General features: G+C 65.7%; 13 protein-coding genes and 1 riboswitch. Of the genes, 8 read left to right on the forward strand and 5 right to left on the reverse strand.

What is annotated here, in order from left to right:
* Window positions 1-51 precede the first annotated feature (51 nt).
* From LL06_RS17925 to LL06_RS17940, 4 genes are all read left to right on the forward strand, one after another.
* A complete protein-coding gene (locus tag LL06_RS17925; protein WP_052161702.1) occupies window positions 52-441 on the forward strand; it encodes an RNA-binding S4 domain-containing protein in 390 nt (129 codons plus the stop codon).
* Between the two features lie 264 nt (window positions 442-705).
* Entirely contained in the window at window positions 706-1,044 is a 339-nt protein-coding gene (fdxA, locus tag LL06_RS17930; RefSeq protein WP_035529976.1) for a ferredoxin FdxA, read from the forward strand.
* Window positions 1,045-1,460: 416 nt separating this feature from the next.
* Window positions 1,461-2,033 carry a CarD family transcriptional regulator gene (locus LL06_RS17935; protein WP_035529978.1) on the forward strand — a complete coding sequence of 191 codons (573 nt, stop codon included), beginning with the start codon at window positions 1,461-1,463 and terminating at the stop codon, window positions 2,031-2,033.
* 558 nt (window positions 2,034-2,591) lie between these two features.
* A complete protein-coding gene (locus LL06_RS17940; protein ID WP_035529980.1) occupies window positions 2,592-3,455 on the forward strand; it encodes an RNA polymerase factor sigma-32 in 864 nt (287 codons plus the stop codon).
* 19 nt (window positions 3,456-3,474) lie between these two features.
* On the opposite strand, the gene LL06_RS17945 is transcribed toward LL06_RS17940, so the two are convergent.
* From LL06_RS17945 to thiB, 4 genes are all read right to left on the reverse strand, one after another.
* Window positions 3,475-4,914 carry a M48 family metalloprotease gene (locus LL06_RS17945; protein WP_244447177.1) on the reverse strand — a complete coding sequence of 480 codons (1,440 nt, stop codon included), beginning with the start codon at window positions 4,912-4,914 and terminating at the stop codon, window positions 3,475-3,477.
* A gap of 211 nt (window positions 4,915-5,125) precedes the next feature.
* The gene (locus tag LL06_RS17950; RefSeq protein ID WP_035529984.1) at window positions 5,126-5,851 is read right to left on the reverse strand and encodes an ATP-binding cassette domain-containing protein; all 726 of its coding nucleotides are present in this window, start codon (window positions 5,849-5,851) and stop codon (window positions 5,126-5,128) included.
* Window positions 5,848-7,488: a thiamine/thiamine pyrophosphate ABC transporter permease gene (gene thiP, locus LL06_RS17955; protein WP_052161701.1), complete on the reverse strand. Its 1,641-nt coding sequence runs from the start codon at window positions 7,486-7,488 to the stop codon at window positions 5,848-5,850. Before thiP ends, LL06_RS17950 begins: the two co-directional genes overlap by 4 nt.
* A gap of 16 nt (window positions 7,489-7,504) precedes the next feature.
* Complete coding sequence (thiB, locus tag LL06_RS17960) at window positions 7,505-8,515, reverse strand: thiamine ABC transporter substrate binding subunit (RefSeq protein ID WP_035529986.1); 1,011 nt, start codon at window positions 8,513-8,515, stop codon at window positions 7,505-7,507.
* 36 nt (window positions 8,516-8,551) lie between these two features.
* Window positions 8,552-8,660: riboswitch (TPP riboswitch) on the reverse strand.
* 62 nt (window positions 8,661-8,722) lie between these two features.
* Here thiB and LL06_RS17965 point away from each other — a divergent pair.
* On the forward strand, window positions 8,723-9,376 hold the full coding sequence (locus LL06_RS17965; protein WP_035529988.1) for a thiamine diphosphokinase: 654 nt from the start codon (window positions 8,723-8,725) through the stop codon (window positions 9,374-9,376).
* Window positions 9,377-9,378: 2 nt separating this feature from the next.
* Entirely contained in the window at window positions 9,379-11,214 is a 1,836-nt protein-coding gene (locus LL06_RS17970) for an ABC-F family ATP-binding cassette domain-containing protein (RefSeq protein ID WP_035529990.1), read from the forward strand.
* 73 nt (window positions 11,215-11,287) lie between these two features.
* Here the strand turns inward: LL06_RS17970 and LL06_RS17975 are convergent, their stop codons facing one another.
* The gene (locus LL06_RS17975; protein WP_035529992.1) at window positions 11,288-11,662 is read right to left on the reverse strand and encodes a hypothetical protein; all 375 of its coding nucleotides are present in this window, start codon (window positions 11,660-11,662) and stop codon (window positions 11,288-11,290) included.
* A gap of 190 nt (window positions 11,663-11,852) precedes the next feature.
* On the opposite strand from LL06_RS17975, the gene LL06_RS17980 reads away from it, so the two are divergent.
* Together LL06_RS17980 and LL06_RS17985 are read left to right on the forward strand one after the other, a co-directional pair.
* Complete coding sequence (locus tag LL06_RS17980) at window positions 11,853-12,695, forward strand: MoxR family ATPase (RefSeq protein WP_035529994.1); 843 nt, start codon at window positions 11,853-11,855, stop codon at window positions 12,693-12,695.
* 113 nt (window positions 12,696-12,808) lie between these two features.
* On the forward strand, window positions 12,809-13,886 hold a 1,078-nt coding region (locus LL06_RS17985), incomplete at its 3' end, for a GGDEF domain-containing protein (protein WP_152599659.1).

A 13,886-nucleotide genomic window follows, 5' to 3' on the forward strand; every position in this document is an offset into this window, starting at 1 on the left:
GCGGCGCTGGCGGCCCTGCGCGACAAACTCAAGAAATAGGCAAGGGATTTGGTGGAGCAGCCGGACCGACAGCGCATCGACAAGTGGCTGTTCTTCGCGCGCATCGCCAAGTCCCGGACGCTCGGAGGCAAGCTTGCCGCGGCGGGCAATGTCCGGGTCAACCGCGAGAAGATCGACCAGGCGAGTTTCCTCATCAAGCCGGGCGACGCGCTGACGATCTCGCTGGAGCGGCGCATCGTCGTGCTCCGGGTCCTGGGCTGCGGGGTGCGCAGGGGGCCGGCGCCGGAAGCCCAACTGCTTTACGAGGACATCACCCCGAAGCCCGCCGCCGCCGACGCGGCAAAGCCCGTGCCGCCGCAGCGCGATCCGGGCGCGGGGCGTCCGACCAAGCGCGACAGGCGAAAAATCGACCGGTTTCGAAATTCCGAAACGGATGCATGATCATCCCTTGACTGGGGCCGATCGGGAGAAACCCATCCGCCTTTCCCTGCTGCTGCCGGATGCTTGATCCAGCGCCAAAGAGATGCGGCGCTTTGTCGAAATCTGAAGTCTTGCAAAGGACGGCCAAAGCCGGTACCTCAGCGCCGTTGTTGGCTGCAGCGCAGGCGAAATCGACTCACCGCGCGCTGCGGCGCACTGAAATGATGCTGGCGCGGCTCGACACGACCCTGTGAGCCGGGATGCATGGAGCCTCAGGAGAGACGTATGACCTATGTGGTGACTGACAATTGCATCCGCTGCAAATACATGGATTGCGTTGAGGTCTGCCCGGTGGATTGCTTCTACGAGGGCGAGAACATGCTGGTCATCCATCCCGACGAGTGCATCGACTGCGGCGTCTGCGAGCCCGAATGCCCCGCCGACGCAATCAGCCCCGATACAGAACCGGGGATGGAAAAGTGGCTCGAGATCAACACAGAATATGCCGACAAATGGCCCAATATCACCATCAAACGCGAGGCTCCGGCCGATGCGAAAGACTTTGATGGCCAGGAAGGCAAGTTCGAGAAGTACTTCTCGCCCGAGCCCGGCGAAGGCGATTAAGCTTTTCCCGGGACGTGATAATCTTCGCGTTGCAATAATTTCGCGGGTGCGCCGCCGCATGGCCGGCCAAAGCTCGACGCATTTTGCGGCGAGCTTTGGCGCTGCGCGCGCAAATCATTGATTTACACCATTTTTTGTGATACACATCATATCACTGACATCTTTAAGGCGCCGTCAGGGCGAAACAAGAAGCAAAATCGGAAGCAAACGTCCCTTACAGCGGTGGTCTTTTCCTTGCAGCGCCCAGCTGTCGGAATGCCATACTCCGCGCGGTGATGGGCCGTGCCGGTTTGCCTCGTTTCGCTTCAGAAATGCCGTGTCAGTGCGATGCGCCTCCTGGCCGTCGCAGGACCTGTCCGGACAACCCATGTCCGGCTCCCAGTGTCCGTTTCCGTAACAGGGAGTTTTGAAAACGCATGACAACCCAGCAGAAAAAAGTGCCTTCACAAAGACAGGGTTTCAAAACCGGTGAGTCGATCGTCTATCCCGCCCACGGCGTTGGACAGATCGTTGCCATCGAAGAGCAGGAGGTCGCAGGCCACAAACTCGAGCTTTTTGTGATCGATTTCGAGAAGGACAAGATGCGCCTCAAGGTGCCGGTCGCAAAGGCGTCAACTATCGGCATGCGCAAACTGTCGGAAACTGATTTCGTCGAGCGCGCCTTGAAAGTTGTCCAGGGCCGCGCCCGCGTCAAGCGCACCATGTGGTCGCGCCGCGCACAGGAATATGATGCGAAGATCAACTCCGGCGACCTGATCTCGATCGCGGAAGTGGTTCGCGACCTGTATCGCGCCGAAAACCAGCCCGAGCAGTCCTATTCGGAGCGCCAGCTCTACGAAGCCGCGCTCGACCGGATGGCGCGCGAACTCGGCGCGGTCAACAAGATGTCCGACACCGAGGCCGTGCGCCTGATCGAGGTCAATCTCAACAAGGGGCCGAAGCGCGGCAAGGCCAATGATGAGGAAGGCGCGCAGGAAGAAGCGGCCTGATAGCCAGACTTCCAGAGTAGTACCTGCAAAAGCCCGGGCCGCATGTCGCGCCCGGGCTTTTTTCATGGGACTGGCGCCATTGCGACCTGGCGTCGACGCGCGTTCGTCCGGTCAGGGGACCGTGCCTCGCACGGAGCGGAGCCGTGCGCCATGCCGCATCCGCACGCCTGCCGGGGCAGCGCGCAGTCGATCGCATGCAGGCGGCAGCGCTTTTGTCCGCAGCGCCCCGCTTTATTTCGAACAAATGCGGGCGATAGACGTTTCATCTGCAACAGACCGTCTCGCATGCGTGGGCGACCGCGCGAGTGGGCTTGCGATGTGGCGGAGCCTGGCGGTGCCGCAAGCCCCGCGCCGAAGGGAGCATTGCGACCGGGCCGGCCGCTCCCCCACGGGCAGACGGCGGTTCGGATTCGCGGAGTCCAGGCCCAAGTGCGGTCGCCGCCGGCGGCTCGATCACGCCGATGTCATCGAGAGTGATGATCTGTTTACCGCGCGAACGCGTAGCTTTTTGGACAGGCATGGAACCGGACTAGACGACGTCAAGGACAGGAGGGTGTCATGAAAGCGATCTCGGCAGACAGGCAGATGGTGCGCGCGGCGATGGCCGCTCCCTACCTCGAGCGCGAACAGGAACACGACCTGGCCGTTCGCTGGAAAGACAACAAGGACCAGGACGCGCTGCACCAGATCACCATGGCGCATATGCGGCTGGTGATTTCGATGGCGGCGAAGTTCCGCAATTTCGGCCTGCCGATGAATGACCTGATCCAGGAAGGCCATGTCGGACTGCTGGAAGCCGCCGCACGGTTCGAGCCGGAACGGGATGTCCGCTTCTCCACCTACGCCACCTGGTGGATCCGCGCCTCGATCCAGGACTACATCCTGCGCAACTGGTCGATCGTCCGCGGCGGCACCAGTTCCGCCCAGAAGGCGCTGTTCTTCAATCTGCGGCGGCTCAGGGCGCGGCTCGCGCAGGACGACCCGACGCTGACCGAAAGCGCGATCCATTCTCAGATCGCCAACACGCTCGGCGTTCACGCCAAGGACGTGGCGGTGATGGATGCGCGGCTGTCCGGCTCCGATTCGTCTCTCAACGCGCCGATGTCGGACGGTGAATCCGGGGCCTCGTCCGACCGGATGGATTTTCTCAGGAGCGACGAGCCCCTGCCCGACGAGCAGGTGTCCACCATCATCGACGAGGAACGACGCAACCTCTGGCTCGGCGACGCGCTCAACACGCTCAATCCGCGCGAGTTGCGCATCATCCGCGAGCGCCGGCTGACCGACGACGGCGCGACGCTGGAATCGCTCGGGACGGCGCTCGGGATTTCCAAGGAGCGGGTGCGGCAGATCGAGAACCGGGCGCTGGAAAAGCTGCGCGCGGTGCTGACCACCCAGACCCCCGAGATCGCCAGCCTCTGAGCAGGCTTGCCGTCAGCGATCAGCGGTCGGTGACGATTTTCACCCTTTGGCCCGGGACAAGCGATTCGCCCGGGGCAACCGCATTGAGCAGCCTGAACAGCTCCACCTTGCGCTCGACGCCGCGCATCCGGCCCGCCAGGGAGCCCAGCGTGTCGCCCTGGGCGACCGTGACGATGCGGATGCGCAGGGGCTGCAGCGCGCTGATTTCCGCCTGCGACATTTTCGCAAAACCGGCGCGAACAACCGAGGCGGTGGGGTCGAGATCGGCGCTGCCGCGCGGCGCCGCCGTCAGGAACCGGTAGATCCGGTCCTTGAGCCGGATGACGGTGATGTCGAAATCCCAGCGGTCGGCGCTGGCCCGGGCGGTCGCCGCGGGCAGGCCGTTGATCCGGGTCTCGCGGATCGAGCTTTCATCCAGTCCCGTGACCCAGCCGCTGGCGATGTATTTCGCGAGCGACTGACGGCCGTCGTCGGTGACGCCGTCGAAGCGGATGGCGAGATCACGCGGGCCGGTGGCGAGCACGGCTTCGGCATTGTTGTCGATCCGGAATCCGTCGGGCACCGAGAATTTCACCCCCAGCACGGGATGCAGGAACTGGGTGCCGCGGACATAGCCCTCGTTGGGGCTGTCGCCGAACAGCAGCCCGTCGATCCCGTCCAGATAGTAGTCGCGGCCGCGGTCGCCCACGCCCTCGGGACCGAAGGCCCGGGCATGGTTCTTGGCGAGTTCGACCCGCTGCGGCGCGTTGGGGTGGCTCGCGAGGAAATCGAGGCTCGCGTCGGCGCCCGGCTCGACGGCGGCAAACCGCTGGTTGGCGTTCATCGAATCAAGGAACCGCGCCGCCGCATAGGGATCGTAGCCCGCTTCTCCGAGCATCCTCACGCCGATGACGTCGGCCTGAAGCTCCTGATTGCGGGAGAAGGCGGCGAGCGAGAGTTTGCCGCGGGCGATCACCTGCCGCCCGGCGATGGAATTGGAGAACAGTTCCTCCGCCACCTGGCCGGCGAGTTCGACTTCCTTTTCGCGGCGCTGGCGCTCGAGACCGTGATTGGCGGTGACATGCGCCATCTCGTGGGAGAGCACGGCGGCGACTTCGGAAGCGTCATTGGCAAGCGCCAGCAGGCCGCGGGTGACGTAGAGAAAGCCGCCGGGCAGGGCGAAGGCGTTGACGGCGGGCGAATTCAAGACGGTGATGCGATAGGCCTGCTGCGGATTTTCCGACACCAGCGTCAGGGCGCCGACGATTCGCGCCACCAGCCGCTCGGTCTTGGCGTCGCGGAACTCGCCGCCGTAGCTCGCGATGATGCGCGGGTGCTCGTTGGCGCCGATGCGGGTGCGCGGATCGGAGGCGCCGGCCCTTTCCGCTGTCTGCGGCGCATCGGAGGGCTTCACGCTCGTTTCGTAGACATCCATGCCCAGCGTCTGGCACCCCGACAGCACGAGCAGGCCGCACAGCATCCCGATTGCGAGCCGGGATCCGGGTCTGCGTCTGACTGAAATGATTGGCTGGAACGGTGCGATGTTTGCCATGGTCCGGGTTACGGTGTGATGTTTGATGCCTGGACGGAGGCTTGAGAGCGCCGCAAGCCGGGGGTGATGGCCCTTGGTCTATCTCACTTCGCGCCGGTTCTCCAGTGGCAAAGCCTCACGTCGAAATTGTGGCGAGCCGTCAGGGCTGCGGCCGGCGGCCGAGATAGGCCTCGAGTTCCGGAAGGTCGTGGCGCTCGAAGAAGCCGGCGGCGGCTGCGTCGGCGGCGATCTGGCCCTTGCTCACAAGCAGGATCTGGTCGGCCGCGGCGCGGGCCTCGTCGGGGTCATGGGTGACCATCAGCACGGTGGCGCCGACTTCGGCGCGGATTTCGAGCATCAGCCCGAGCATGTCGGCGGCGAGGCCGGGGCCGAGCCCGTCAAAGGGTTCGTCGAGCAGCAGCAGCGGCCGGCGGCGGACGAAGGCGCGGGCGAGCGCCACGCGCTGCCGCTCGCCGCCCGACAGAGACGCCGGCTGCCGCTTACCGAAGCCGGCAAGGCCGACCCGGTCGAGCGCGGTTTCCACCTGCCTCCAGCCGCCGGCGTCGAGCCTCAGCGCCGGATCGAGGCCGAGGCCGATATTGGTGCGGATGTCGAGATGGGCGAACAGGTTGTTGTCCTGAAACACCATGGAGACGCCGCGTTCGGGCGGCGGCAGGTCGTTGACCGGCTTGCCGTTGATCAGGATGCGGCCGGTGCGCGGCGCCAGAAATCCGGCCGCGAGATTGAGCAGCGTCGATTTGCCCGCCCCCGACGGCCCGAGAATCGCGGTGACACTGCCCGGCGCGCGGCTGAACGAGAATTCCGCGCTCAGGTCTCCGACCCCGTAGGCGACATGATCGAATTCGATGGCGGCGGCTTGTGTCATGGCTGGTGTCTCCCTGCCCAGGATGCGGGTCCGAGCCGGGCGCCCAAGCGGTCGGCGATGATCATCAGCACCATGGTCGCGGCCCCGAGCAGCAAGGCCAGGCCTGCCGCGTCGGCGGTGCGGTAGCTGCCGAGCTTCTGGTAGAGAAGCCAGGGCAGGGTGACGATGCGGTCCGAGCCAAACAGCGCGATCGCGCCGAGATCGCCCAGCGACAGGGCGACGGCGAAGACGAAGCCGGTTGCCAGCGGCGCCAGCATGGCCGGAATGTCGATCTGCCGGATGCGGTTGAAGCCGGTGATGCCGAGCGACAGCGCCAGCCGTCCATTGCGCTCCATGGCGCTCGCATGCGCGGGCTCGATCACCCGGATGACGAAGGGCAGCGCCATCAGCGCATTGATCAGGACAATGACCGACAGCGGCGCCAGCAACTGGCCGGCGCCGCCGCCCAGCATCAGGAACCATCCGGCGCCGAGCACCACGGGCGGCACGAGAAGCGTGAGCGAGCCGGCCGCGGCCGATAGGCCCGACAGAAGGCTGAGCCAGACCGACGCCGGCGGTTCGCCCACCGAATAGCGCGCGCGCACCATCAGGCCCGCGAGGCTCACCGAAACGGTGGCCGCGGCGAGCCCGATCATGAGGCTGGTGCCGGCGGCGCGCCAGAACTGCGCGTCCGAGAGCAGGCGGCCAAGATCCGCCGCAAGCCCGGAGACGATCACCGCCACCAGCGGCGCGCCGACAAAGGCGCCCGCCGCGGCGATCAGCAGGGCGTCGGGCAGGGCGCGCCAGCCGCGGGCGACATCGGGACGGTCGGTGGCGCCGCCCTTGGTGTCGCCGGCCTCCGTCGGCAGCGAAATCAGCCTGAGGCCCAGCATCACGGCGAGCGTCAGGCCGATCTGGATGGCGGACAGCAGCACGGCGCGGCCGGGATCGAAGTCAAAGCGCAGCGCCTGGTAGATGGCGACCTCCAGAGTGGTGGCCGCCGGCCCGCCGCCCAAGACCAGCACCAGTGTGAACGAGGTAGCGCAGAGCATGAAGACAAGCCCCGCCGCGCCGCCCGCGGAGCGCCGCATGGCGGGCCACTCGACCAGACGGAACAGGCTCAGCCCGCCCATGCCGAGATTTGCCGCGGTCTTCCAGTATTCCGGCGGCAGCCGCTCGAGGCCGGGCAGGATGAGGCGGGCGGCGAGTGGCATGTTGAAGAAGACATGGGCGATGAGGATGCCGCTCAGGCCGTAGATCGAGAACGGCGTCTCGAGGCCGAACAGCGCCAGTCCGTTGTTGGCCACGCCGTTGCGGCCCCAAACCTCGAGCAGCCCGAGTGCGGCCACCAGCGGCGGCAGCGCGAGCGGAACCGCGAACAGGTTGATGAGCCAGCGCCGCCCCTTAAACGAGGGGCGGCGGGCAAGCGAGCGGGCGAGCGGAACCGCCAGCGCCACGCTCAATAGGGTCGACAGGCCGGCCTGCAGCAGCGTGAACCTCGTGATCCGCAACAAGTAGTCGCCTTGAGTTCCGGCGAGACCCGACCCGGCGCCCTGGGACACCAGCACCGACACCGGCGCCGCCAGCGCCAGGCCGATGAGGACAAGGGCCGCCACGCCGACAGCCCGGGAGGCGCGGTGCTCGGAACGGGTCAGCATGGCGCCGGGACCGGGATCAACGGCTCATGGCGCCCAGCCATTCCTCGATCCAGGCGGCGCGGTTCTCAGCCACCTCGTCGGAGGAGTAGAGGAAGGTCTTCTCGGGCGTCACGAGCTTCGAAAAGGCCTGGGGCAGCTCCATGGTGATCGGCGCCGCCGGCATCATCCAGTTCTGGGTGGGGATCTCGTTCTGGAAGCCCGGCGTCATCATGAAGGCCAAGAACTCCCGCGCCAGATCCTTGTCGGGCGCATGGGCGAGCATTCCGGCCACTTCGATCTGCAGATAGTGGCCCTCGGAGAATTCCGCCGCCTGATAGCGCTCGGTCTCCTCGGCCACCATGTGATAGGCGGGCGAGACGGTGTAGGACAGCACCATCGGCGCCTCGCCCGAGGTGAACAGGCCATAGGCTTCCGACCAGCCGGGCGTGACGGTCAGCACGCGTTGGCTCAGCTTCTCCCAGGCGGCAGCCGCGTCGTCGCCATAGACCGACTTCATCCACAGCAGCAGTCCCAGGCCCGGCGTCGAGGTGCGCGGATCCTGGATGACGATCTTCTGCTCCGGGTCGCCCTCGACCAGGTCCTTGAGGCTCGTGGGCGGATTGGCGATGGCCTCGCTGTCATAGATCACGGCGAAATGGCCGTAATCATAGGGGATGAACACCTCGTCGCTGTAGCCGCCGGGCACCGAGACCGCCGCCGTGTCGAGGCCGTGCGCCTCGAACAGGCCGGTGGCCTTGGCCTCGGCAACCAGGTTGGTGTCCAGTCCGAGCACGACGCCGGCCTCGGAGCGGTCGCCCTCGAGCTTGAGCCGGTTGAGCAGCGCCACGCCGTCGGCGACGCCGACCCATTTGAGGTCGCAGCCGCAGTCGGCTTCGAACGCGGCCTCGATCTTGGGGCCGGGTCCCCATTCGGCGACGAAGCTCTCATAGGTGTAGACTGTCAGCGTCTTGTCCGCGCTGATGGCCGGGCCGGCCAGCAACGGAACGAAAATCGCCAAAGCGGGGGTGAGATATCGAAAACTGCGCATGGTCGCGCCTCCTTTGGTTCAAAAACAGGAATAGGCGCGGGAAGCACGTCTAATCCCTCCGCCGGTACAAACCGGATCAGGTTCTTCGGGTTGGCCATCTGGCCTCTCAGCACGGTCGAAACACCGGGCACCCCGTTAGAGCGAGACAAGACATAGAATTTCTTCCGGGCGCTGGCAAGTGCGCGCAAAGCTGCTATTGGCTCAGCCATGACATCTGTTTCCACATTTGCGATCCTGCTCGGCGGGGCGCTCACGATCGACGACCGCGTCCGCGCGCTGGTCAGCGGCGCGCGCGCGATTGCCGCCGATGGCGGAATGGCGCATGCCAGCGCGCTGGGGATCGCGCCCGAGCTCTGGGTCGGCGATTTCGATTCGACTGCGCAGGCGCTGATGGACGCGCATGGCGAAACACCGCTTCTACCCTTCGCCGCCGAGAAGAACTTCACCGACGGCGAACTCGCCATCAAGCAGGCGATCGAGCGCGGCGCCAGGCGGCTGGTTCTTGTCGGCGCCTTCGGCGGCGATCGAACCGATCACGCGACGATGCATCTCCTGCATGCCATCATGCTGGCCGAACGGGGGTTTGACGTGGTGCTGACCTCCGGCACCGAGGAGGCCGCCCCCTTGTTGCCAGGGGAATTGCAGTTCGACCTGCCGCCGGGGTCGCTGTTCTCGGTGATCGGCTTCACCGCGCTGACAGGGCTCAGCCTCAAAAATGTCAAATACCCTCTGGATGACGCCGACATCGGCTTTGGCGCGTCCCGGACGATTTCGAACGTGGCTGAAGGCCGGGTGAGCTTCAGCCTCAAATCAGGGCGCGCGCTGGTCGTCGCCCGTCCTCATGATTTTTCAGGAGCCTGAGCATGGCGCCTCCCATTCTCAAACTTGACGCGATCAAGCTGTCCTTCGGCGGCGCGCCGTTGCTGGACGGCGCCGAACTGCAGGTCGAGCCCGGCGACCGGATCTGCCTTGTCGGGCGCAACGGCTCGGGCAAGTCGACGCTGCTCAAGATCGCCGCCGGGCAGGTGGAGCCGCAATCGGGCGAGATCTTCCGGCATCCGTCGGCGACCATCCGCTATCTGCCGCAGGCGCCGGATTTCGGCGGGTTCACCACCGTCCAGGCCTATGCGGAAGCGGGCCTCGGCCCCAATGACGACCCGCACCGGGTCAATTATCTGCTCGAACATCTGGGACTTTCCGGCACCGAGGATCCGCAGACGCTCTCGGGCGGCGAGGCGCGGCGGGCGGCGCTGGCGAAGGTTCTGGCGCCGCAGCCCGACATCCTTCTGCTCGACGAGCCGACCAACCATCTCGACCTGCCGACGATCGAGTGGCTGGAAGAGGAGCTGTTGCGCACCCGCGGCGCGCTTCTGGTGATCTCGCATGACCGGCGCTTTCTCGAGCGCGTCAGCCGCGCCACCGTCTGGCTCGACCGCGGGCGCTCGCTCCGGCTCGACCGCGGATTCGAGCATTTCGAGGCCTGGCGCGACAGCGTGCTGGAGGCGGAGGAGCTGGAGCAGCACAAGCTCGGCCGGCAGATCGAGCGCGAGGAGCACTGGCTGCGCTACGGCGTCACCGCCCGGCGCAAGCGCAACATGCGGCGGCTCTCCGAGCTCAAGACCATGCGCGCCGATCACCGCGGCCACAAGGGCGCGCAGGGACGGATCACCGCCCAGGTCGCCGAAGGGCGCGATTCGGGCAAGCTGGTGATCGAGGCAGAAGACATTTCCAAGAGCTATGACGGCGGCGCGCCGGTGGTGCGCGACTTCTCCATGCGGATCAACCGCGGCGACTGCATCGGCATCGTCGGCCCCAACGGCGCGGGCAAGACGACGCTGCTCAAGATGCTGATCGGCGAACTGGAGCCGGACACGGGCTTTGTGCGGCACGGCTCCAAGCTCGACATCGCCGTGCTCGACCAGCGCCGCGAAGTGCTCGATCCCGAGGAGACGCTGGCGCATTACCTGACCGACGGGCGCGGCGACAATCTCCTGGTCAATGGCGAGGCCAAGCATGTCACCGGCTACATGAAGGATTTCCTGTTCCAGCCGGAACAGGCGCGCACGCCGATCCGCAACCTGTCGGGCGGCGAGAAGGCAAGGCTGGTGCTGGCGCGGATCCTGGCGCGGCCGACCAACCTTCTGATCCTCGATGAGCCCACCAACGATCTCGACATGGAGACGCTCGACCTCTTGCAGGAAGTCGTCGCCTCCTATGCCGGGACGGTGATCCTGGTCAGCCATGACCGCGATTTTCTCGACCGCACGGTGACCTCGACCCTGGCGCCGGCCAATCCGGACGCGCCGGACGGGCGCTGGATTGCCTATGCCGGCGGCTATACCGACATGCTGGCGCAACGCGGCGCCGAGGCGCGTGAGAAAAAGCGCGCCGCACAGGACGCCGGCCGCTCCGCGCCGTCGGGCTCGAAGCCGTCGCAGGGCGCCGGCCGGGAGGCTGCGCGCAAGCTCTCCTACAAGCAGAAGTTCGCGCTGGAGTCGCTGCCTGTGAAGATCGAGGAAGCCCAGGCCCGGCTTGCCAAGATCGAGGCGGAAATGGCCGATCCGGCGCTGTTCGCCAAGAATCCGGACGGCTTTGCCGCCCGCGCCAAGACCCACGACGCCCTCAAGGCCGAGATCGAGGCGATGGAGGCGGAATGGCTGGAGCTCGAGATGCTGCGCGAGGAAATGGAAGGGAAGTAGGCGTCTCCCAAACGGGACGCCTCCTCTCCGGCAACGCGCCGCGCGGCTTGCGCCGCACGCGCGCCGCGCAGGGTCATTCGGCCTTTGTCACCGAGGAGATGACGAAGGTGTGCAACTCGTCCTCTCCGTGGTCGCGCACCGAGATGTATTCGCCGGTCTTGAAGACATGGTTGGACAGGCGGAAGCCGGTTTCATCGTCGCCCTCGTCGGTGGGGTCGTAATCGAAGGCCCAGCCGCCCTTCGGGTGATGCACCAGGAAGCCCAGCTCCGAGCGCTCGCCGTCCCAGAACCGCACCACGGTGCAGGCCGACGGCGATTTTTCCCAGGCCGCCTTGTCGAGATGACCGTCCGCGTCCAGCGGCGCACGGATGTCGTAGCCGCGCCGGAGATTGCCTTCGGGAAACTCCTTGTTGCGGGCCATGACAAGGTGGATGTGGTAGAGCGTCATGTCAGTCTCCAATTGATGCGGTCTGTGATCGGGGTCATCCTGACCCGCCCGCGGCGCCCATGCCTTGATCTGGCGCAAATCGCCGGGCCGCGTCGCGCCATGATGGGGCCGGCGGGTTGCGTCTCGCGCCCGAGTATGGTGTTGAGAAAGACAGAAATCAGGCCGCCTGATGGCGGCGCAGGGAGAGCTTATGCAGTTTGAAGGCACATCGGCCTATGTCGCCGACAAGGATCTCACCGTTGCGGTCAATGCGGCGATCCGGCTCGAGCGGCCGCTTCTGGTCAAGGGCGAGCCCGGCACCGGCAAGACCGAGCTGGCCCGCCAGATTTCACAGGCCCTCGGACTCGAGCTGATCGAATGGTCGGTCAAGTCGACGACCAAGGCTCAGCAGGGACTGTATGAGTATGACGCGGTCAGCCGGCTGCGCGACAGCCAGTTGGGCGACGAGCGCGTCAATGACGTGGCCAACTATATCCGCCGCGGCAAGCTGTGGGACGCGTTTGCCGCCGACACCAAGACCGTGCTGCTGATCGACGAGATAGACAAGGCCGACATCGAGTTTCCGAACGACCTGCTGCAGGAACTCGACCGGATGGAGTTCTTCGTCTACGAGACCGGCGAAACCATCAGGGCGCGGCAGCGGCCGATCGTCATCATCACCTCCAACAACGAGAAGGAACTGCCGGACGCCTTCCTGCGCCGCTGCTTCTTCCACTATATCCGCTTCCCCGACATGGAAACGCTGCAGCGCATCGTCGACGTGCACTATCCCGGCATCAAGCAGGCGCTGGTGCGGGAGGCGCTGACCCAGTTCTATGCGATCCGCGAGACGGCGGGGCTGAAAAAGAAGCCGTCGACCTCGGAGGCGCTCGACTGGATCCGGCTGCTCGTCTCCGACGATGTCGAGCCCGAGACGCTGCGCGGCGACGCCCGCAACGCGCTACCCAAGCTGCATGGCGCGCTTCTGAAGAACGAGCAGGACGTGCATCTGTTCGAACGGCTGGCGTTTCTGGCGCGGCAGCGCGGCAACTGATCCGCCGCGGGTAATCAATTGGCCACCTTTTGCTGCCATGATGATGGACATCTTCACAGCAAAAGGCGTCACGCTTGTTCATCGCCGACTTGACTTATCAATGGCTCGGTCCTGTGATTTTCGTTTCTGCCGGGATTGCATTCCTGCTGCTCTATTCGCATGACCGCTCGCAGCTTGCCGCGCTCCGGCTGGCGGGCGCCTATTTCCTGTCGCTCGTCGGGTTCCTCGCGGTCATGCTGGTCGACGGCGACCTGTTTCCAGGCTTCCAGCTCATCACCATTGGCTCGCTTTTCATCGGGCATTTTCTGCTGGTCTGGGGCGTTTCCTCGCTGCTCGGGCAGAAGTTCCCGCGATTGGCCTTCGGAGCGGCGGTCTTGATGGCTTCAGGCGTGCTGCTCTACGCCGTTCTCAATTCGTCGCCGTTCTGGTTCAAGTATTCCGCGGCCGGCGGGTTCATCGTGCTGGTCGATCTGATCTGCGGCGTCCTTGCGTGGCGGGCGCGAAGTCACCGGGTTGACGACGTCGTTGCCGCGGTCTTCCTGGCCCAGGCCCTGCTGACCCTGACCCGGATCGTCCGCATAAACCTGTCCGGGCTCGACCTGTCGACCCACAGCGCATTCAAGAGCAGCCATTTCGCGTCGGCCATGCAGACGGAGAACGCGATCTTCGCCATTGTCATCGGCCTCGCCCTGTTCGCCCGCTATTCGGCGATGCTGGTGACAAAGCTCAGCCGCCTTGCCGAAACCGACCCCCTGACCGGTCTGCTCAACCGCCGTGCGTTCGAAGCCAAGGTGCCGGCGATGCGGGCGGCGTCGGCGCCGCTGCCGACGGGCCTGATCATCTGCGACATCGACCATTTCAAGCAGGTCAACGACACCTACGGCCATGACGTGGGCGACGCGGTGCTGAAGACGGTCGCCCGGCTGTTGCGCAACGTTGCGGGCGAAGGCTCCATCTGCGCCCGGCTCGGCGGCGAGGAATTCTGCATCCTGCTTCCTGAATCCAATGCCGAAATGACCCGGCTGACCGCGGCCCGGCTCAGGGTCGCCATCGAGCTGCAGCAGATGGTCAGCTCCGGCCAGAAATTCGGGCTGACGGCGAGTTTCGGCTATTGCGAACTCGCGCCCGGCGACGATCTGCGCGTCGCCATGGCGAACACGGATGCGGCGGTCTACCAGGCCAAGGCCGATG

This window comes from Hoeflea sp. BAL378 (assembly GCF_000759435.1).
Classification (GTDB): Bacteria; Pseudomonadota; Alphaproteobacteria; order Rhizobiales; family Rhizobiaceae; genus Hoeflea.